The organism is Comamonas sp. CAH-2 (genome assembly GCF_009668305.1).
GTDB classification, from domain to species: domain Bacteria; phylum Pseudomonadota; class Gammaproteobacteria; order Burkholderiales; family Burkholderiaceae_C; genus Comamonas; species Comamonas aquatica.
In genome coordinates this window covers 212,247-232,248 of sequence record NZ_VSWF01000002.1, presented here as the reverse complement: position 1 = coordinate 232,248, position 20,002 = coordinate 212,247, and the positions used below count along the sequence as shown (strand labels likewise).

General features: G+C 55.4%; 15 protein-coding genes. 6 read left to right on the top strand and 9 right to left on the bottom strand.

The annotated features are described in order from the left end of the window. Positions 1 to 8 precede the first annotated feature (8 nt). From FYM52_RS03190 to FYM52_RS03165, 6 genes are all read right to left on the bottom strand, one after another. On the bottom strand, positions 9 to 986 hold the full coding sequence (locus tag FYM52_RS03190) for a tripartite tricarboxylate transporter substrate binding protein (RefSeq protein ID WP_077344756.1): 978 nt from the start codon (positions 984 to 986) through the stop codon (positions 9 to 11). A gap of 47 nt (positions 987 to 1,033) precedes the next feature. Beyond that, positions 1,034 to 1,897: an NAD(P)-dependent oxidoreductase gene (locus FYM52_RS03185; RefSeq protein WP_154163058.1), complete on the bottom strand. Its 864-nt coding sequence runs from the start codon at positions 1,895 to 1,897 to the stop codon at positions 1,034 to 1,036. A gap of 747 nt (positions 1,898 to 2,644) precedes the next feature. Then, positions 2,645 to 3,304, bottom strand: a complete 660-nt coding sequence (locus FYM52_RS03180) for an HAD hydrolase-like protein (RefSeq protein WP_154163057.1) — start codon at positions 3,302 to 3,304, stop codon at positions 2,645 to 2,647. Continuing rightward, the gene (locus FYM52_RS03175) at positions 3,304 to 4,182 is read right to left on the bottom strand and encodes a class I SAM-dependent methyltransferase (RefSeq protein WP_152668646.1); all 879 of its coding nucleotides are present in this window, start codon (positions 4,180 to 4,182) and stop codon (positions 3,304 to 3,306) included. Before FYM52_RS03175 ends, FYM52_RS03180 begins: the two co-directional genes overlap by 1 nt. 56 nt (positions 4,183 to 4,238) lie before the next feature. After that, the gene (locus tag FYM52_RS03170) at positions 4,239 to 5,246 is read right to left on the bottom strand and encodes a MerR family transcriptional regulator (RefSeq protein WP_162524640.1); all 1,008 of its coding nucleotides are present in this window, start codon (positions 5,244 to 5,246) and stop codon (positions 4,239 to 4,241) included. An 8-nt stretch (positions 5,247 to 5,254) separates the two neighbouring features. Continuing rightward, entirely contained in the window at positions 5,255 to 5,950 is a 696-nt protein-coding gene (locus FYM52_RS03165) for a YkgJ family cysteine cluster protein (protein ID WP_154163055.1), read from the bottom strand. Positions 5,951 to 6,275: 325 nt separating this feature from the next. Here FYM52_RS03165 and FYM52_RS03160 point away from each other — a divergent pair, with 325 nt between their 5' ends. Continuing rightward, entirely contained in the window at positions 6,276 to 7,376 is a 1,101-nt protein-coding gene (locus tag FYM52_RS03160) for an AraC family transcriptional regulator (protein WP_154163054.1), read from the top strand. A 42-nt stretch (positions 7,377 to 7,418) separates the two neighbouring features. Here the strand turns inward: FYM52_RS03160 and FYM52_RS03155 are convergent, their stop codons facing one another. Beyond that, entirely contained in the window at positions 7,419 to 8,318 is a 900-nt protein-coding gene (locus FYM52_RS03155) for an alpha/beta fold hydrolase (protein WP_154163053.1), read from the bottom strand. Between the two features lie 623 nt (positions 8,319 to 8,941). Between FYM52_RS03155 and FYM52_RS03150 the strand changes: the two genes are divergently transcribed. From FYM52_RS03150 to FYM52_RS03135, 4 genes are all read left to right on the top strand, one after another. Then, positions 8,942 to 10,096 (top strand): hypothetical protein, encoded by a 1,155-nt coding sequence (locus FYM52_RS03150; protein ID WP_162524638.1) that lies wholly within the window; start codon positions 8,942 to 8,944, stop codon positions 10,094 to 10,096. A gap of 272 nt (positions 10,097 to 10,368) precedes the next feature. Continuing rightward, the gene (locus FYM52_RS03145; protein WP_154163051.1) at positions 10,369 to 11,193 is read left to right on the top strand and encodes an alpha/beta fold hydrolase; all 825 of its coding nucleotides are present in this window, start codon (positions 10,369 to 10,371) and stop codon (positions 11,191 to 11,193) included. Positions 11,194 to 11,211: 18 nt separating this feature from the next. Further along, entirely contained in the window at positions 11,212 to 12,567 is a 1,356-nt protein-coding gene (locus tag FYM52_RS03140; RefSeq protein WP_238826098.1) for a GGDEF domain-containing protein, read from the top strand. A gap of 132 nt (positions 12,568 to 12,699) precedes the next feature. After that, the gene (locus FYM52_RS03135) at positions 12,700 to 14,292 is read left to right on the top strand and encodes an EAL domain-containing protein (RefSeq protein WP_154163049.1); all 1,593 of its coding nucleotides are present in this window, start codon (positions 12,700 to 12,702) and stop codon (positions 14,290 to 14,292) included. A gap of 448 nt (positions 14,293 to 14,740) precedes the next feature. Here the strand turns inward: FYM52_RS03135 and FYM52_RS03130 are convergent, their stop codons facing one another. Continuing rightward, on the bottom strand, positions 14,741 to 15,640 hold the full coding sequence (locus FYM52_RS03130; protein WP_042413968.1) for an MBL fold metallo-hydrolase: 900 nt from the start codon (positions 15,638 to 15,640) through the stop codon (positions 14,741 to 14,743). Positions 15,641 to 15,798: 158 nt separating this feature from the next. On the opposite strand from FYM52_RS03130, the gene FYM52_RS03125 reads away from it, so the two are divergent. Further along, positions 15,799 to 16,824 (top strand): GlxA family transcriptional regulator, encoded by a 1,026-nt coding sequence (locus tag FYM52_RS03125; RefSeq protein ID WP_042413965.1) that lies wholly within the window; start codon positions 15,799 to 15,801, stop codon positions 16,822 to 16,824. A gap of 304 nt (positions 16,825 to 17,128) precedes the next feature. Here FYM52_RS03125 and FYM52_RS03120 read toward each other — a convergent pair whose 3' ends face one another. Continuing rightward, the gene (locus FYM52_RS03120) at positions 17,129 to 19,789 is read right to left on the bottom strand and encodes a diguanylate cyclase domain-containing protein (RefSeq protein ID WP_154163048.1); all 2,661 of its coding nucleotides are present in this window, start codon (positions 19,787 to 19,789) and stop codon (positions 17,129 to 17,131) included. Positions 19,790 to 20,002: the final 213 nt, after the last annotated feature.

The following is a 20,002-nucleotide window of genomic DNA, read 5'->3' as shown; positions in this document are numbered from 1 at the left end:
TTCAAAAGTTAGTCAAGGGTCGTTCCGGAGCTCTTGACGATGGGTGCCAAGCGAGCCCGGTCACTGGCGTACAGCTTGGTCATTTCTTCTGGGGTTCCAGTGATCAGTTCAGCACCGGACTCGACAATCTTTTTGCTTGTGTCCGGTGCAAGTACCACCTTGTTGATTGCTTCATTGAGTTGGCGCACGATGGCGTCTGGTGTACCTGCTGGTGCCATCACCCCCCAGACGCTTGCCAATTCGACCCCCTTGATACCTGACTCGGTATAGGTCGGCACTTCAGGCAGCAGCTTGGAGCGCTGTGCTGTAGTGACACCGATTGCGCGAACCTTGCCGGACTGGATGTGAGACAGCAACGTAGGAATCGAACCCATGTACATGTCCACACGACCGCCAAGCAAATCTGGCATTGCTTGCGCCATGCCACGGAATGGCACGTGGGTGAATTTCACACCTGAGCTTTTCTGCCAAGCTTCGCTAATCAGGTGCGAGATGGTTCCTGTCCCAGGTGATGCAAATGTGAGCTTCCAGGGACTCTGTTTGGCTGCCTGCACAATATCGTCCAGGGACTTGTATGGTGAGTCGGCTTTGACCACGAGCACGGCTGGCCCCGCTGCTACCAAGGCAACGGATCGTAGATCTTTGTCAGGGTTGTAGCTCAACTTCGAGTACAGCAACGGATTGAGAACAACGTTATCGGTTTGGGCCATCACCAGGGTAAGTCCATCCGCAGGCGACTTGGCGGTCTGATCCAATGCAACATTCCCACCAGCACCCGGCTTGTTTTCAACCACGACGGTCCACCCATAGGTCTCCGTCAGTTTCATGCTAACCAATCGCGTCAAGTTGTCAGTACCGCCGCCTGCTGGGAATGGGACGATGAATTTGATGGGGCGTTGCGGATAGTTGCTCTCTGCCCAGGCAGATCCAACGCCAGCTATGCCCAGCAAACAGCCCAAAGCCACAGCCCGTCGTGTTAATTTCATTCGTGTCTCCTTTTGTGAATAGGTTGAGCACTACCGTGCTTCTGGTTTCATTTGCTAGCAAGCACCCTGTTGTTAAGCCAGTGCAGAGCGTCTGTGATTGAGGTGCCCGAGTACGGATGCGTGGCCTGTGCCTGCGCTGTCGCAGCAAACATGGCCTCAACTCCTGGAGAGACGATAGGCAGCAGGCCCTGCGCTTTGATCTGATGCTGAGCCTCGATCACTTCGTTTCTGCGGCGGCCTGAATGCGGGATGTGGGTTTGAACCATCGACTCCATCAGTGAACGTAATGGCGTTTGGTCAATATCTTCCAGCACCACATACAACTGCTCTCGTAGCCCCATAGCCTCGGCAGTTCCCAAGCACTCAACGGCGAGTGCCTCCATGCCTTTCGTGAAGATGCTTCGTAGCAGCTTGAGTGAAGCGGCTTCGCCGGGGTTGCTGCCAACGACTCTTACAGAGCCTCCGAAAGGGGCATAAAGTTCTTGAACAGCTTGAGCTTGCTCGCCAGCCAGCAACAAAGGCGTCTTGGCGCCGCCCAAATTCACGGCTCCGGTGATAGCTACATCCACAAAATCGACTTGCGCCTCTCTGGCCAACGCAGCACAAGCTTTCATCTCAAGAGGGTCAGCGGTCGTCATGTCGACGTACAGAGTGCCTCGCTTCAAGTGCCCGAGGCTGGCACGAAATATTTCGTGCGCCACAGTGCCAAAAACTGCGCTTAGCACCACATCTGCATCGGACAGCCACGCTCCGGGTGCATTGTGGATCTGTGCACCTGCCTCTTGAACCGTGGTGCTTATCTGATTGCTCGGCTGTAAGTCACACAGGCCTACGAGTACATGGCCTTGCTGCAATAGTGCCTGCGTGTAGCAGGAGCCCACCATGCCACCACCTAAAACTGCGAATTTCATTTGAGTACAGAAAAAAAACAATAGACGCAGTTTATGTACTTTTCATGAGAAAAAACTTAGGGTATTCGATAAAAAAAAGATGAATTGTTTTTTTATTGTTCTTGCTTGGTTTGGCAAGCTTAAGCCAAGCCGCGCCCATGCAGCAGCAACTCTGCCCACGGTTCCGAGTGCTGATGTGCTCGACTCTGCCACGAGCAGTCTTCCCATCTATCCGCGCAGGTGACAACTTCAGGCTGATTGCTGTCGTTCAACTCAACAAGGGCAATGACTGGTACCACGGGGGCAAGATCAGCAGTCTTTGCACTGAGCATTCCTTGCAGGTCCGCTGTACGCCTCAAAGCGGTCAGTGAAAACAGTCCCAGTCCGAATGACTGCTTTTGCATGCGTTCAAGCGGTGATATCGACTCGTGGTGTTTGGTCGCGGCGTTAGGCCGAACGGCAGCTGTCGTGGTATGACGGCAATAGAGGGCCGGGGAGCGGGCCCACGCAGGCGAGCAGAGTTATGAGCCCACACCTGATTAGCACCTCTTCTTTCAGGCCGCCGTAAAGCATCCTCACTATCAATAGCGAGCGGTCACTACTGATTACCCCATGCAGGGGTGCAGGTGCAGCATGCTGGGCCGAGGCGATGAAAAGCGATATGAGGCTACCAGCGGCAACCGCCTGCCGCAGCTGAGCGAGCCATATGGGCGCTGACTGAAGGCTTGTTGACGAGCATGGCGCTCATTGCTGGCTCGCCCAGACTAATCAGTGGACGTGCGCGTCTGGCTGCGTATTGCAGGCCAACAACCGTAGTGCATCAACAGTCTCAAATGTCACCTCGGGCGAAGTTTGAGCCAAACCCTGCGGTGCACCATACCCCCAACACACCGCACCGAAAGCCACGCTCGCCGCCCGGGCCGCATCAGCATCGGTCAACTGGTCGCCCACGTAGATCGCCTGTCCCGGTTGAATGCTAAGTTTCTTCATCACGCGAAGAATTCTCGTGCGCTTGCCGAAAAGCGAAGCGCCGCCGTCGATGCATGACATCAAGAGACACAGGTCTTCGCCGAGAATGCGTAGGCAGTTCTCTACCGAGTTGGAACTGACAACTGCCAGCTGGAGTCCATGTGCATGGAGGTCGCGCAGAACCCGCTCCACCCCGGCGAACATGCACACTTGCTGGCCGTGCAGACGCATCAAACGCACGAAATCCCGAGCAACAAATGGCAGCTTCCACCTTGGCAGTCCGAGGTGATCCATGATTTCGCGCGGCGAACGCTGCCGCAGCAGCTCGACCTCATGCGGTTGGATGGGCTGGAAGTGGTACTTGGCTGACAGCAGATTGTGCGTACGTATGAAGAAGCCCAACGAGTCGGCCAGGGTGCCATCCAGATCAAACATGACGAGGTCGTAGCGGCGCACCATCAGCGGGCCTTGATAGCACTGAGGTAGCGGAAGCCGCCACCGGCGATCTGCAGCCCATCACGACGTCGTGCAAGGTAGCGGTGATTGAGTTCTGCAGGGCCTAGATCCTCTTCGACATCGAATCCAGCTATCGCCAGCAAAGCCTTCATCTGTTCGGGCGTGCCCGATGACTGCCAGGGCTCGCCCCCGGCCGCCATGACATGCGCAGTGAACTGCATCATCGTTCGCTCGATGGGAGGCAGGCACTGCTCGTCCAGACGGTAATCCATGATGAGTGTCGAGCCGATGGGCAACGTGCGCAGCGCATGGATCGTGCGCTCGACAGCCGCTGGGTGGAGGTACACCAGCACGCCAAGTATCGACACGACCGTGGGGGCAGACATGTCGACGCCCCCCTGGGTGAGCGCATCATCTACCGTGACTTCGCGCAAGTCGGCCGACACCCAGTGGAGTCGAGCAGGCGTTGCCCAACCGTTTTCGGCGTACACGCCCTGCTTCCACGCCTGCATGGCTGGCTGGTCAAGCTCAAACACGTCGATGGCAGGCAGTGCCAGCGCGGCTCGCAGGGCCCAGGTGTCCAGCCCCGCACCGATGACGGCGTACTGGCGGCTCCCCAAGGCGATGGCTTTGAGCAGGCGATCTTCAGCAAACCTTGAGCGCACCACAATCCCGGCGCGCAGTGATCGGGCCGTCACGTCGTTGTGGGCATCCGGGTCCAGCATCAGGGCAGCGGCGGTTTGTGGCCCGAGACAGCTCAGTGCGAACGGGTCTTCCAACACGCGCTGCTGCTCCAGCAACTGGTGCAAGGCACGCGCGGTGGCAACGCGCAATGCCGATGGGCTCGGACAGGGGGCGGAAGGCGTGGGTAGGTTGTGCATCGTCAGGATCTCCAGTGAGTAAAAACCGCACTTTCGAACCTCACGTAGCGTGAGAGTCAAGGGGTGATTTGAGCGAGATAAGCGCGAAGCTCAGGCGAAACGAAATGCCCATGGGCCAAGATGGGCTCGGCAACATAGGCTTGGCGCATCTTCTCGGCCAGCGCTGCGTCGTGGCGCACGGTTCTGGCAAGCAGATCCAGATAGCGCGCCTGCAGCACGCCTGCCTCTGGCGTGTTCGGCAAGGTGCCTGCCTGCAGCAAAGCGTGTCCGTCGGCGGCGAACTTCTCCCACTCCGGGCCTAAGGAGCCATCCAGTCGTGCCAGGTCTTCGGCACTCAGGTGTCGCTCCAGCGCGGCCATGCGTGCGCCAATCGCCCGCTCCAAGTACGTGAGCATTGCCGGATCCAGCCCGGCATGGGCAGCCGTCTCCGGGGCTTGGCAGTGCATCTGTGCCCATTGCAAGACGGTGCGCAGTTGACCGCCGAAGACGGCCATGGCCACGTTCATCCACTGCTGCGCCAGGCGTTGCACTTCTGGCATGTCAACGGGCGCATCAGAGCTTTGACAGCGGCTGAGGGCTGCGGCGAGAGGCTCCCAGCGTGGCCGCTCTTGGCGCCATTTACCCAGTAGTTTGCGTATGCCATGCCCCGGAAGAAAGCGTTGGTAGCTCGTCAGCAAGTGCACGCCTGCCAGCAAGGCCTCAGTGTTGTCCTCCCCGCCGTTGTTGGTGAGCAAGGTATCGTGCAGCAGCTGCAAGTTTTCTTTCAGCGCCCGTGCCTGCTCGATCGCGCGCTCCGTTTCCATGATCTGACGGCCAACCAACTCAAGTGGGGCGATGCCGCTCCCGGCCAACGCCACACCAATGGCATCCAGGCTCAAACCGAGTTGTTTGAGGGACGTGACCGCGTGCAGGCGCTCGATGTCACGCGCGTTGTAGAGCCGGTAGCCCGACTCACTCCTGCCACTGGGTTGAACCAGCCCAATCGCGTCGTAGTGGTGCAGCGTTCGCACCGTCAGGCCGGTACGCCGGGCGACCTCGCCAACTGTCAAATTCGATGATTTCAAAGGAGGCCTCATGCGGTGGGTGTCATCCTGAACGCGAGGCGAGCTGTCGTATCAAAGGCGCGGCAAGCCTGCACAATGGATTTGGCAATGGTTTCTGGGGCACCACTTTGCACTATGGCGTCAAGAAAGACCCGATGTGCCTTGATGGCCACCACAGCGATGTCGGCGGGCCGCTGGGGAACGCGCCCTTCTGGGAACGCCCCTGCGTGGTTGATGACAAAGCCTGCCGTTGCCCGGATGGCCGCGTGCGTACGCCTGCTTTCCTCGTTGCCGTAGTGAAAGCGCCAGCGGGCGATTTGTTGGTCAATTTCGCCATGGCCAGACAGAAGCCCCGATGCCGCAAAAAGCCGACAGTCGTAGTCGCGGCATGTCTGTGGCCGCTCGCGGTAGATGGAGCAGGCACCTTGTTTGAGTAACGCACAGTGACCGCGCCGGGTCGTGCTGATCAGTTGGTAGTTGCCATCGTCGCAGTGGGCGGGAGGTGTGACGAGCAAGCGCGCGGGAATGGCCGCACGGGTGGACCACTCCTGCCGGTGAACCGGAATGAAATACCCGGCCCGACAGCAAGCCTTGCAGTCGCCGCACGGCACTGAGGCACCTTGTCCAGTTGAGAAAGCGTTCAGCGTATCTTGAAGCCAAGACTGGAAATCGCCGGCGTATCGAGAATGGTCGTTTGATGTGATTTCAGAGTCGATTGTTTGCATGAAGACAATCCTCAAGTCTGACGTCACGTCAGGGTCAAACTCATTGCCTGATAACAACAGCGTGGCTTTCTAAACATGAATAGCGCAGGATCCAAACTCCGTTGCGTGGCTGGTCATGCCCTTGACGTGGTCGGCAGAGAATGTGCACTGACGTGTGAATCTGATGAGCGACGTCACGGTTGTTGCGTGGTGCTGTAGGTCGTAGAGGCGAAGAAGCACAAGTGACCATCACCGTGCGCGACGCAAAAGGCTCAGGTAGAGAGACGCCTGATGGCGAGGCTTGACTTGAGACGCGGCATCTGCAATCGGTGAGACAGTGGCTTGAATGGTGATGAAGCCCTGCCCAAACACAAGAGAGAATGTGCTTCGGGTATTGACTCCTTTAGATGTACATGCACCGACGATGACGACGCGCACCTCTAGTCCAAAAGTTTCCGCCCGAATTGGAGCTCTGATCATTCATCGTGCCAGCGTCTTGGGCGTACAGCCTGCACACTTGATGTCCAGCACAGGATTTAACGCCGAATGGCTGAGTGATCCTGAAGCACGCATGCCGCTTGCGGTGGAGGAGCACCTGTGGGCGCGCGCAGCGGACTTGACCCACAAACCATCGTTTGGCTTGTTTGCCGCAGGTCTGATCCGCCCGGGAGAGTTCGATGTGCTGGATTACGCCGTGCGTACCGCGCCCGACTTGCGCACGGCCCTGCAGCGACTGGCACGTTACAACCGCCTTCTGCACGACCTCGCGACTTTCGAGATCATCCCGATTGGTGAAACCACACGGATCGAGCACAGATTTGACGTGGTAGGCGTGCGGCCATGTCCGCAGGCCGCAGAGTTCACGTTGGCCTCGCTGGTGGTGGTTGCGTCTCAGCTCTGCGGTGAACCGGTGCAGGCGCTGAGCGTCGAGTTCGCGCATGCAGCACTGGACAAGCTCGAGACGTACCGAGAGGTCTTTGGAGTTACACCCCGTGTCAAGTGTTCTGTGTCTTGTCTGGTGCTGCCCAGCGAGCTGTTGGACCGCCCGGTACCTGCTGCCGATCCAGGTTTGTCGCGGATTGTCATGGCCCATGCCGAGCAACTGCTCGCAGCCAGCCAGTGTCCACCAGAGAATATTGTCACGTTGGTGCGACGACAACTGGCCGAAGGCATGGCCCACGGACAGACATCGCTGCAGGCAGTGGCTCGGTGCCTGAACCTGAGCGAACGCAGCCTTCAGCGTCGACTCGATGATCAAGGCACACGCTTTGCCTACTTGATGGACGAAGTGCGACGTGAGCTGGCCATGCGCTACATCGCCGATGAGCACCTTGCACTGGGTGAGGTGGCCTACCTGCTGGGCTTTGCAGACCCTAGCTCTTTCCACCGCGCCTTCAAACGCTGGACTGGGATAACCCCCGCGGCTGCTCGGCGTTCCCGGCACTGAGCCTCTAAACCCATATGGGTGTCTGCGGCAAGCAAACATGAGTCACTTCGTGCCGATGCGTGCAAGAAAGCTCAGTAGTGCTGGTGCCACGCGCTCAGGCATCTCTAGATGCGGGTAATGGCCTGCTCCTTCAACGATCAGAGGGATGGAGCCAAGAGCACATGCTAACCACCGCGCTTCGACTACAGGATCGGGAAAGTCGGGATCCTTCGTGCCCATCACCACCAGCGCTGGCACACGGCTTTGCTCGACGATAGCGGCGGTATCGGCTTTGGATAGGCCGATCATCATGCGCAACGCCTCCATGCGACCAGGCTCTCTGAGATTGGCGGCGAGCGCAGCTTTGGCTTCGGCGTGGTCCTCTGGCTTTTGAGACGGAAATAGGCTGTTCCAAAATGCCAGCCAGAAAGGCACACGCCAAGGTCCAGCAAAACCTACGGCAACGGCGGTCTTGGCGAACCATGATGGCTGTCCGTCACGCACCACGGGCCCTAACAGCACGACGGCACGTACTTTTGTTGGCGCATCGTGGGCCGCCCACAACGCAGATCCCGCAGCAAATGAATTGCCCAGGATCACTGCGGGGCCTGCGTTCAAATGGTCAATCAGTGCCAAAGCATCACGGCCGACGGCATGCGCGGAATAGTCACGCCAACGCGCTGTCGTGTCCCCGTGTCCACGAACATCCATGGTGACGACGCGATATCCGGCCTGCTGAAGCAGCGGTCGCAGCGCCCGGTATTCTGAACGCAGATCACCCATCCCTGGAACGGCCAGAACCAGTGGGCCACTGCCGCCTGTGTCATCGTAGGCAATATGGCCTTCATCTACAGGCAGAAATCGGGTGCTCGCGTAAGGGAGGCCCGTCTCTGCAGCATGAGTCGCAAACGAAAGGCTGCCGACCTTGGCTGCAGTGATCAAGCGCTTGGACGAAGTATTCATCTGTACGTTCCTCAGAGATCAGTCAACGATCAACTGTGCCGTACATCGGAGAGTGCAGAAATGACCCAAGACGCCAAAGTCTTGACATCACGTGACATTGCCGAATGACTGCCTACCCCAAGCGCAGCGCAAGGGGAAGGTTCGAATGTCAGCCAGACACTTGAAATGAGCGGCAGGGCCCATGCGATAGCACCACTAGATCTCCCGTGATAGCTGAAATTCAGCACCATATTGACTGACCTTTTCCTCACTGACCGTTACTCACTCCAAAGCAGCTATTGAGGACCGAAAGCAGTGCCACTGGGTGGGCTGCTACCTGGCAGAAAGCGGTACTACGATTTGCAGACGTGATCTGCAGCAATCGCTGCAAAGCAGCCTCTGGCTAGCCTGCTGCAGCCACCATCGACCTCATGAAGCCCTTTGCCGAATCCCACCGGCCGAGTACCGTGTCAAACTTTTCTTAAACCTCTACTTCTGACTGACTCAGGAAATCGAGAGGGCTTCACATAGACTGACGCTATGGCAACGCTGCATAGCCTGTTGCAAGTGCAGCATTTACACAAAAAACGAGGGCGTCTTACGTACGAAGCTACGGTAGACCCATACGCTTAGCGAGACACCAATTGCACGTGCCTGAAAGACTGACAAAAAAGAAAAGCCTTCTGGATGCCACGGAAGCTAATGTCGGTTTGCTCGTGAAGTATTACTCTGTCGAGCAGGGGCGTGGCAGGGGGACGGATGAGCGCTTGAAGTCGCTGGCTGGCACAGGACGGATCGCTCTCAAAGTAATGCAATTTCAGCAGGATGACCAGCTAGCACTCTGTGTGGCTATGCATACCTACATGGGATTGCTTTTAAAGATTGCTGGGCCCCACTTCGAGTGGGGTGAAACGTCCCAAAGTGCTGTGGTTACGGAGCTTGGCAGCAGGCTCTTACTTTGTGCAGACCTTTTGGAGCAATACCTTAGCCAAAGGATTCCGTTGGGCTGGAATGACGACAGGGTCTATCTCCAAAGCTCCTACATCAGTTTGTTCCGTGCCACGTTCGCCGTATCAGCTGCCCAAGTGCGTACCAGGCAAAACAGGGATTTTGTGGATGGCCGACAGCTGAGCAAAGAAGATGTCGCTCAACTGCAAAGAGCTTTGACAGCAGCATTGCGATGGATGAGCAGGCCGTACTCTTGTACCCTCAATAGGCATCTCTACGTGGAGATGCTCAAAACAAAGCGATCTATCGACAAGTATGTGCGCTATCTTGAAAGTGATATTTCTGGCGCTGTCACGCTGCTCGTAGAGATGAACATGCTTGAAGGCTTCGTTGACCAGCAGCAAACGACAGAGGCCGTAGTGTCAACTGAGTACTCGTCTGTGCATGCCTACATGGCGTGTTTCAAGACAGCCTCTTCTTACATCTCAAGGTTTAAAACGGCCTGGAGAGGATCGCTGCTGGGGCACTTGGTCAAAGTCACCAGGTCGAATCAGTTAGCTCCACAGTGCGTGATGCTATTTTTCTTGAAGCCTTTGCTACCAGCTGACGATTGGAAAACGCAGCTACATGCGCTTGAAGTCGATTTCAATCGTCAGCGGCTTGAGAAAGGTTGCGCGCCTGTTCGATTGACCATCAATGATCTAGCGCTGGCTTTGCAGAAGCATTCTGGGTCACGGGCCTGCACAGTACGCCAATTGATCGATGACTTGTTTATCAAGGAGCTGCACTACAGAAGGCTTAACCTACCAACGCATCGTCGTTCGTGGTCAAAGGGTGTGCCAAAAAGCTGAAAAAAAACCTGCGACTCATGCCTATCGCAAGCATTCATAAGTGAGTTCAGTAGAGCCTAGCTTACTAGGATTGGCAGAGCTCGTTTTTTTGCAGAGGGTGGTGGTGGGGGCGCTTGTTGGCTCAAGCTCTCGCTTGAGTTGGTCTAGAGCAGCCTGCTACGTAAGTAGCTTTTGGCCCACAGGCTATTCGTCATCGTTTCGTAGATCATCCATCGAAAGCCATAGCAAAAAAATCTGTGTCAAAAAGTAATTTGCCTCATAATTCAAAGACGATGACCAACCAGCCTTATGACGTGACAACTGCTTCCAATCGTTTGAAAGCCACGTGGAGTGGTTCTGGGGATGAAGTAGTTGTGCTCAGTCACGGTTTTGGTTCCGATCAGACATCGTGGGAGTACATTCGTCCCGTTTTGGATGCAAATTTCCGGGTGCTTTCTTACAACTTGGCTGGCTGTGGCGACCACGGCGAGGCTAGCTATGACTTGCACTTGCACAGCTCGTTGTTTGGATACGCCGATGATCTGTTGGCACTCATTGCCGAGCAGCAAGTGAGCCGAGTGCATTACGTGGGTCATTCGGTCAGTGGAATGATCGGCATGATTGCTGCAGTAGCACGTCCTGAGTTGTTTGATCGCTTGGTCCTGTTGCAACCTTCTCCGTGCTACTTGAATGATCCTGCAACGTCTTATGTCGGCGGCTTTGAGCAAAACGACCTGAATGCACTCTACGATGCCATGGCCACCAACTATCAGAGTTGGGCAGCTGGTTTCGTGCCCATGGTCATGGGCTTGGCAGCGCAGGACTCCCTTGCACATTTCAGCGCGACGTTGTTCAAAATTCGACCAGATATCGCACAACACATACTGCGCATGATCTTTCAAAGTGATCACCGCACTCTTGTGCCCCGTGTGACTACGGACACTCGATTGATTCATAGTCGCAAGGATATGGCTGTGCCAGTAGATGTTGCCCACTGGCTGCATGCCCACATACCTGGCAGTGTGTCCGAGGTTTTGGAGCTGGAAGGACACTTGCCTCACATAACGCAACCTCAGATCGTGGCCCCTGCCGTATTGCGTCATCTCTTGGATCGCTGAGAGCTTCTGCCCGTGAAGATGCACGCGAATTCACTGGCGGCTTTTCTGGAGTTGGCGCGTCAGCTATCTCAAGCAAGCTTGGTGATCGGATTGCAGCAACGCGCGGTTGATCAGGTTGTACCGCTGCGCAGCGAGCCTCCTTTGAGCTGGCAGCGCAGCACAGCATGGTCTTGGCGCATTCCTAAAGAACTAAGCAATGAAGCTGGGGCCTTGCAGTTTTTGTGCCCTGCAGACTTACCCAGCATGCTGACGGCTGGTTTGACATTCACCGTGGCTAAAGTCGCTTATCTGAATTGCTTGGATTTTGGAGAACGGGCAGAGGGTGGTGTGCTTTTTGTGTGGGATGCTTCCCAAGTACCCAAAGCGGTAACGCTAAGCAGCAATCCACTATCGCAGCAGCACTTGATCGGATTGCTCAGACCAATCTATGCACGTTTGCTGGATGCTCGTCATCTGGCTGAAGAGACCATTGAGTCTGGTGCGAAGTTTCACGACATCTTCAACAGCGTGCCACAGGGGGTCGTTGTCGTATCAGGTCTGGACCAACATGCCCAAGTCAATCAAGTCGCCTCAGGTTTGCTCAACATCTCGGCCGGGTATGTTCCACTGAACACACTTGCGCAAGCCATGCGTGCTGCGCGTTCGCGTTGCGATAACGCCGCTGACTTGGAGCCTGTCTACCAGGCGCTACAGCACTCTTTGAATGCTCAGGTGACAGCCAATTGGGAGCTGGACGAATGCATCTGGCGAGTAGACACACATCCTGTCCTCAATGATGCTCACAATGGCCGAGTTTGGCTTTTCCAAGATGTCACGGCTCAAATTCGACTCGAGCGAATGCTGAGACGAGAGGCGTCACATGATCCCCTGACTGGGCTGTTGAACCGCCGTGCTTTTTTCGATCTAGCCCAAGCCCACTATCAAGCACAAAACTCCCAAGACAAGATAGCGTTTGATAGCGATACATCCCAGGACTTGGCGGTGTTGATGTTTGACATCGACTATTTCAAAAAAATCAACGATAGATTTGGTCATCCGGTCGGTGACAAAGTGCTGCGAGAGGTCGCTCGTCGCTCGCAGGCCCAGTTGCGTGAAGGTGATGTGCTGGCGCGCTATGGTGGTGAAGAGTTCATCGTATTGTTACGCCAAGCCAACCAAGCTAGCTCTCGTGCGGTCGCTGAGCGGTTGCGCCTTGCAATGCAATCTCAGCCAGTGCGTGTTGGTGGAAAAGTGATTCAGATCCACATCAGCGTGGGGCTGGCACTGCGGCGCAATAAGAAAGAAATGCTGGCAAGCACCATAGAGCGTGCTGACAAAAATTTATACCTCGCCAAACACGAAGGTCGAAATCGCGTGGTTGACACAATTGACTAAGAAATTGTCAAATTTTCCAGTTCGACCGCCGCAAAATAGTCCGGCAGACAACGCTGCATCCCTTCATGTTCGCTGAAGTGATGGGCATCCTTGTTCTGTCCAATCCGATTTGCTGAGAGTAGGGGGGCTGGTTTGAATAAGATCCGTTACTGGCTGCTTCTGAAAATGGCAGAAATGCCAAGGTTTTTTGCTTTCGGGATCGGACTTCTTCTGGCCTTCGCGCTTGTGTTGGGAGCACTGGTCGCCACGGTGTGGTTGGATCAACGCCGACTTAGCCAGCAGCATGAGGACACTTTGCGAACTTTCCAGAAAGTCGCAGCTGAAAGCACAGAGCTGCTTGATCGTTTGGTCGCTCTAGACGATCTGAGGTGCAGTGAAGCAGGTTTGATAAGTCTGAATTCTTACTTGCTGGGTACTCGCTATCTGCGCGAAATTGGTCTGTTAGATGATGAACGCAGACTCACGTGCTCTACAGCCCTAGGCGCTTTATACGAGCCTATCAAAGGCAACTACCCTGTGCACATCACAAGCTCAGGTGCAGAATTGCTCGTCAATGTGCCGCTGACGATGTCAGGTAAGAAGCAGTCTGCCATCATCGTGCAGCGCCCAAGAGTCAATGTCGTTGTCAGCCCTTACGTTACCGATGATCTGTATGCGAGTGCAGACGTTGTTTGGCTACGCACGAGAGCGGGCCTGATCTTGCTGCATGCACGTACTGGCATCGAGCAATCTTCGGACATGAAGGTCCGAGTGGCGCGCCAGAATGCAACAAGATTTGTATGGCGAGGGCTGAGCTATGAACTTATCAGCATGACGCCTGGGCTAGATGTGGTGCTGCAGACGCAACGTAGCCTATTCACGATAGTTCGGCACGATATGTTGCTACCAGCTTTTTTGCCAGGGTTGCTATTGATCGCTGCGCTTGCGATTGCTGCCGTAAGTCCCTATGTGCAAAAGCTTGGTCGTCTGAGCCATCGCATACGATTTCTTTGCGATGATGCACATTTGATGCTGCTTTACCAACCTGTATTCGATCTGCGGACGATGCGCCCCATAGGCTGTGAAGTCTTAGCACGTTTGAAGGAGGGAGATCAAACGTGGCCCCCTGATCAGATGATCCCCGCGATTATGAGTCAGGGGCTGGAGCGCAATTTTGATCATGCGGTGATGCGCAAGGCCATTCATGAGCTTGCCGAGCATCTGCCGCAGATTGACCAAGACAAGTTCAGCATTGCACTCAATTGTTTTCCACAAAACATAGAGGCCAGCCGACTGATCCCGTTGTTGGCGGATGCGTTGGAAGAGTGCGGAAGAAAAGATTTTGAGATCTGCATAGAGGTGACAGAGCACAGTCTGTCCAGTGAATTAATCACCGAAGTACAGCAGCTAAAAGCGCATGGTTTTTTGATCGCTGTGGACGACTTTGGCACAGGCTATTCCAACCTCAGAACCGTCACACAGCTTTCGCCGCAGATACTCAAAATTGATAGATCTTTCGTCTATGAGTTGGAGGACAACACGGTTCGCTCCAACCTGATCCCTGAGATCGTCCGGATAGCCTCTGCCGTCAACGCTTACACAGTAGCCGAGGGAATTGAAAAAATTGAGCAGGTGGAACTGCTTTTGTCGGAAGGTGTGCCCTATGGGCAAGGGTATGCCCTGGGGCGTCCGATGAACATTAATGCCTTCATCAATTTTTTGGTTGGTGAGCCTCAACGCCAGTAGTCAGCTACTTTCGGCGGGTGCCCATCGGCTCAGCACAATCGCATTCGAGTGTTTTTTCGCTTGAGGGTAGGGCAGGCACTTGTTCAGATCCAAGCTCAGAGTTTTCACGATTGGCGTAGGTGTTAGAGCGCGCCAGTAACCACCTCGAAAGTACTGCGCGCACAACTTGTGGAGGGGGCCAAGAAGCAGACCGGAAACCAGTGGTTTTGCGGATGCTGGTCTGATTGACCAGCTGTGCCGATTGGGACTGACTAGTCCGCTGATCGTGACCGACTGAATTCGGCCAGAAGCCGCCGTTCGCCTCCCTTTTATTGAATGTCTGCTTATCGATATAGGCACACAGTGGGAGGCCTGCGTTCGGCTACGGCCTGACGCAGGTGCCCTAGGCCATCCACCATCTAATCAAGCCTGTAGAAAGAGACGCGACGGCATCTAGCCCAACTGCAACTTAGAAGCTGTACGACTCACCGTCTGCAGGCACGAGAACCTGCTTGGGGTCCATGCCCTTTTCCGCGATGAAGTCACGCAACTCCTTGCGCGTCTGCATTCCGTGGTTCACGGCCTCCATGTGGCTGCCAATGACCTTGGCATCAGGCGCTAGTTGGGATGCGCGCAAGAGGTCTTCCTTGCCCATGATGATGGAGCCATCCAGTCCCTGGATGCGGGCGTAGCCTGTGTTGAGGATGATGACCTCAGGCTGGTAGTCCTGAATGGCGCTTTCCACTTGTTTGTTCCAGACCGTGTCGCCAGCGACGTAGACTGTCTTGTGGCCTGGCCGTTGGAAGACAACACCCATCACCTGCCCCAGCAGTTCACCAGCGACCGCCATGGTTTTGTCATCCCCATGCTGACCGCCTGTGGGGCTGAGGCGTGTGCCCTTGAACTCGGTGCCCTTGGTGAGCACGCGCACATTCGTGAATCCGTCTTTGCGGATGCTTTGGGCATCGGCTTCGTTTTGTGCGAAGAGCGGGAGGTTCTTAGGTAGGTTTTGCTTGGCCGCGTCATCCCAATGATCCAAATGGGTGTGGGTAACGATGATGGCGTCAGCCTTCATCGCCTCGGCCAGTGGCATCGGCAGCTCGACCAACGGGTTTCGCAACTGGCTGTTGTACGTCCCCTCAAAACCAGGGTATGTCCCTTTCTTGGCCAGCATTGGGTCGATGAGGAAGGTGGTGCCCGCGTAGTTCACTTTGATGGTCGCGTTGCGGATTTGCTGAACCTTGACGGCATGTGTCGCGGCGGACAGTTTGGCCTTGGCGGGTGTTGCCGCATTGGCTGTGCCGCATACGATGAGGGTCGCAATGCCGCCGAGGGCGGCGGCGTTTCGCAATACGTTCGAAATATTCATGGTGTTGTCCTTGGTTCAAGTGGCGAATGTCGCGGCATGAAGGGTCTTCAGCGCGTTGATGCCAATTGTCCGAAGGGCTGGCTTTTTGAACCATTGGCCCAAATGACAATGTTAGATAAAATCGGGCCAATTTCTCAGCCTCTGCCGTTGGAGCGTCCATGCAACCTGTCCGCGTCGCCGTTCTTGCTTTCGAAGGCGTCAGCCTGTTTCACCTTTCTGTACCAGGCATCGTGTTTGGAGTGACACCAGCGCCCACAGGGCTGCCACCGCACGAAGTGCGGTACTGCGCGCCGACGCCGGGCAAAGTGCGCTGTGATCAAGGCGTGGAGATTGAGGTGCCTGGCGGGCTTGAGGCCATGACCAGCGCTGACCTTGTGATCGTTCCGGCCTGGAATCATCCAGAAGCGGCAGCGCCGGCCGTGTTGACGGAAGCTCTCAAACAAGCCCATGCCCGTGGTGCCCAAGTGGTCGGTCTGTGTCTTGGCGCTTTTGTCTTGGGTGATGCAGGTTTGCTGGACGAGCGCCGTGCTACCACGCACTGGGCCTGTCGCGACCTCTTTGTCCAGCGTTTTCCCAAAGTCAATTTCTTGCCAGACGTGCTCTATGTGGACGATGGCAATGTCGTCACGTCTGCGGGCACAGTTGCTGCGATTGACTGCTGTCTGAACCTCATACGCCAGCGCCACGGTGCGGATGTCGCCAATCGGGTCGCCAGACTATTGGTGACACCTCCGCACCGCCAAGGCGGTCAGGCCCAGTACATAGAGCAGCCGGTACCCGTTCTGCCCAGCGAGAGCCGTTTGCCAGGCGTTCTGGAATGGGCCCGAGAGAACCTGTCGCAGCCGCTTTCGCTAGATGTATTGGCCGAAGTGGCGCACATGAGCCGACGGACCTTCACACGCCGCTTCAGGGAAGCAACTGGCACAACCTTCGTGAAGTGGCTCGCGGCGGCCCGCATCGCACGCGCACAGCAGTTGCTGGAAACCACCGAGCTGTCGATTGAGTCGATTGCGACCGAAGTGGGTCTGGGCTCGGCCTTGTCGTTGCGGCAGCACTTCGCGAGCCAACTTCATACATCGCCATCGGCATACCGCCAACTTTTCTGCGAGGGCCGACAGAGTGCTGTGGACACCTCAGAGTTTCAGGCAGGGACTCCCTCAATCACGAGTGCAGTTCATGTTTGAACGCATCAGACATCGGGTAACGACCATTCACGCTGACAGGCAGACATTAGTGGCTGAGGCAGGAACGACAGCAATGGGTCGGTTGCGGCCGGTGGTATGTACAACCATACCGGTCATCTTGCTCCGGAATGATGGTCAATTAGTACCAGCGCCCGCAGGTATTTCAGCCGATGGAGCACGGGCCCAAAACGTACACGCACGTAAGCCTAAAGGCTCGATGAGTTTGAGACTGGCAAGTGCTGCTGCCATGAGCATGGATCAAATTCATCAGCGCACTTGCATGCATAGTTTGTGTTGGCACCGCTTAACTGACAGCCCTGTTTCGTCCTTGAACTTTTGCTTTGTACAAGTTCTCATCGGCTCTCTGTATGAGTGAAGAAGGTTCAAGTAGCGCGTTTGGGATCAAGCAAGCGACGCCTGCGCTGACAGTGACGAACTGTCCCGTTGAAGAGTTCGCATGTGGAATGGCTTTTTCTTGAACTGCTTGGCAGAGCTTTTCGGCCTTGGCCATAGCGCCATCTAAATCGCATTCTGGAAGCAGGCAGACAAACTCTTCGCCGCCGTAGCGTGCGACCAAGTCGTGAGGTCGTACAAGTGCATCACGTAGTGCCTGTGCCACTGTGCGCAAGCACTCATCGCCTTTTTGATGTCCGTACAAATCGTTGTATTGCTTGAAGTGATCAATGTCGAACATGATCAATGCCAAGGGCTTGCCACTTCTCCGGCTGCGGCGCCATTCAGCTTTAAGGCTGTGGTCAAACTGCCTGCGATTGGGTAGTTCAGTCAAGCTGTCAAAGAAGGCCAATTTACGGAACATTTCTTTCTGCATTTGCTGTTCAGTACGATCAACAAACATGGCTAAGAAATCGTCCCCGAAGGTCACCCCGCTGATGGCCATTGTGCGGTTTCTGCCATCACTGTCGGTAACGTAGTACTCTTGGTTCTCAATCTCTCCTTGACGTGCGCGAGCATGGCCTAGAGCAGCATTCCAAGTCTGCATCACTTTGGCTCGGTAGGTTGCATCAGGATAGGCTCGCTGCCACCATTCGTCCAGCGTAGGCACTTCTTCCTGTGTATAGCCAAAGATTTCCAAAAACCTGCGGTTGCGAAAGTACATCTCCCCAGCGCCGTTGACCATGCACAGCCCGACTGGCATTTCTTGCAGCAGGTGCTGCAATAGACGCTCAGTGTTTTGAAGCTGCAACGATTGCTCCTTGGCCTGCGTAATGTCCTGGATGTAACCATGCCAGAGCACATCGCCATCAGCCGTCCTTTGCGGCATGGCTTGACCACTGATCCATCGCACGCCTTGTTGCAAGACGACGCGATACTCCTCGCGCCAGAGTTGGAGGCTTTGAGCTGATGCTTGAATGCTCTCGTAGACGTGGGGCAAATCGTCCGGATGGATGGTGTTAAAAATCAATGCCGCGTCATCGCACAGTGCTTGAGGCGGCTTTCCGTAAAGATCCTCAATTCCGCGGCTGATGTATGGAAAGTGCGCGTGTCCATCTGCACGGAGCAGGTACTGATAGAGCGCTCCAGGTACGTGATCAGCCAAGCGATTGAGCGTTTCTTGTTGTTGTCGTTGAGTGCTGACATCGGTCTGCGTGCCGATCAAGCGAATTGGCTTTCCCTCGGCATCTCGTTCAATGATTTGACCGCGATCTAGGACCCATTTGAACTCCCCACCTTTGCAGCGCACACGGTGCACGCTCTCATAGAGAGCACTCTGTCCCTGGAAGTGTTGCTGCAATACAGCCTGCATTTGTGGGAGGTCGTCAGGGTGTACTAAAGCCTCCCAATCCCCCATAGTGTTGCCAAGATCTAACGGCCCGTAGCCGAGCATTTCCTTCCAAACAGGCGACAGATAGATGGTTCCAGCTTTGATGTCACAGTCCCAGACACCTTGCTGCGTTGCCATCAACACAGCATGCCAGCGTGCTTGTAAAGCTGCAGTCTCTTGTTCAAGCGCCTGTTCGCGGCGCATCAGTTCGCGGCGGCGATGTTGGCTAAAACCTAAAGTAGCGCCAGCAGCGATGCCTGCTGCAAACCATAGGAATCCCACCAACGCCGCTTTGGCGAGCCAGGGAGCGAAAATAGCACTCCAATCGCGGCTCACCGTCGCCACCAAGGCTTTGTCCATCTTTAGCTGGGGTGGCTGGAAGGTCTGCATGACGACCAGCCTTTGCGAGGTGCCGGAATCCAGCACGCCTTTGGTAATCGTTTCCTGCTGATCGCTGACTATGTGTCGCTTTAAGAGAGTGCTTGTTTGCTCTGCGGAAATACTGTGCTGCTCCAAATTTTCTGGTGCGGTCAAGAAGCGCAGGCCATCTGCATGGGACAAGCTGCTCACTACATCGGGTGCATATCGCACGGAGTTGAGCAAGATCCGGAAGTCCTCTGGATCAAGGGTCGCAACCATGAGCGCTGCCAGCTGTCCATTCTCGGTGTGTACCGCACGAGCCAAGGTGATAGACCAAAACCCTGACAACGTTTGAAACGGTGCGCTCACCATGAGCGCATCTTGCGGTAGCTGCGAGCCTCGCACAGCAGTCTGAAAGTAATCTCTGTGTTGGAAGTTTTGCCCAATCAGTTCTGGTCGATTGGCAGAAATCGCTGTTCCGTGTTTGTCCAGAACGGCGAGTGTTCGCACGCCTGTCATCGCATCGCTGAATGCACGCAGACGGCTATTGAGTCGGCTGTCTTCTTGCGCGTAGAAAGGAGCAATTGGAACTTCTTGGGCCAAAGTTCTTAAGGCACGATCAATCGCATCCAACTGCCGGCTTAAGTTGTCATGGATGATGTGTGCCTGATGGCTGAGCAGGGCTTTTTCTGAAGTCTCGATGTCACTGCGTTCTTCGCAAAGCAGTGCGACGATCAAAACGCCGACGCCTATCCAAGCCGCAAGCAGCGCTGTCCATTGCCGCAGAAAACTTCGCGGTATGAAGTCTGTAATAAAGGACAACTGTTACTCCTGATGCAACTTGCCATGCATAGGCATGGAGGTAGCTTGATCGTGTTGTAGCTAGACAGACTTCTTAAACCTGTGAAAGACGAACCGAGTCAACGTTCTCGTTGAGTTTTTTCGGTGTCAGACTCAGTTTGTAACGCAGCCAGTGACGAGGTGCTCTGACTAGTCAGGTATTTAAAGATTTTTATCAATCTGCATGGTGTGCTG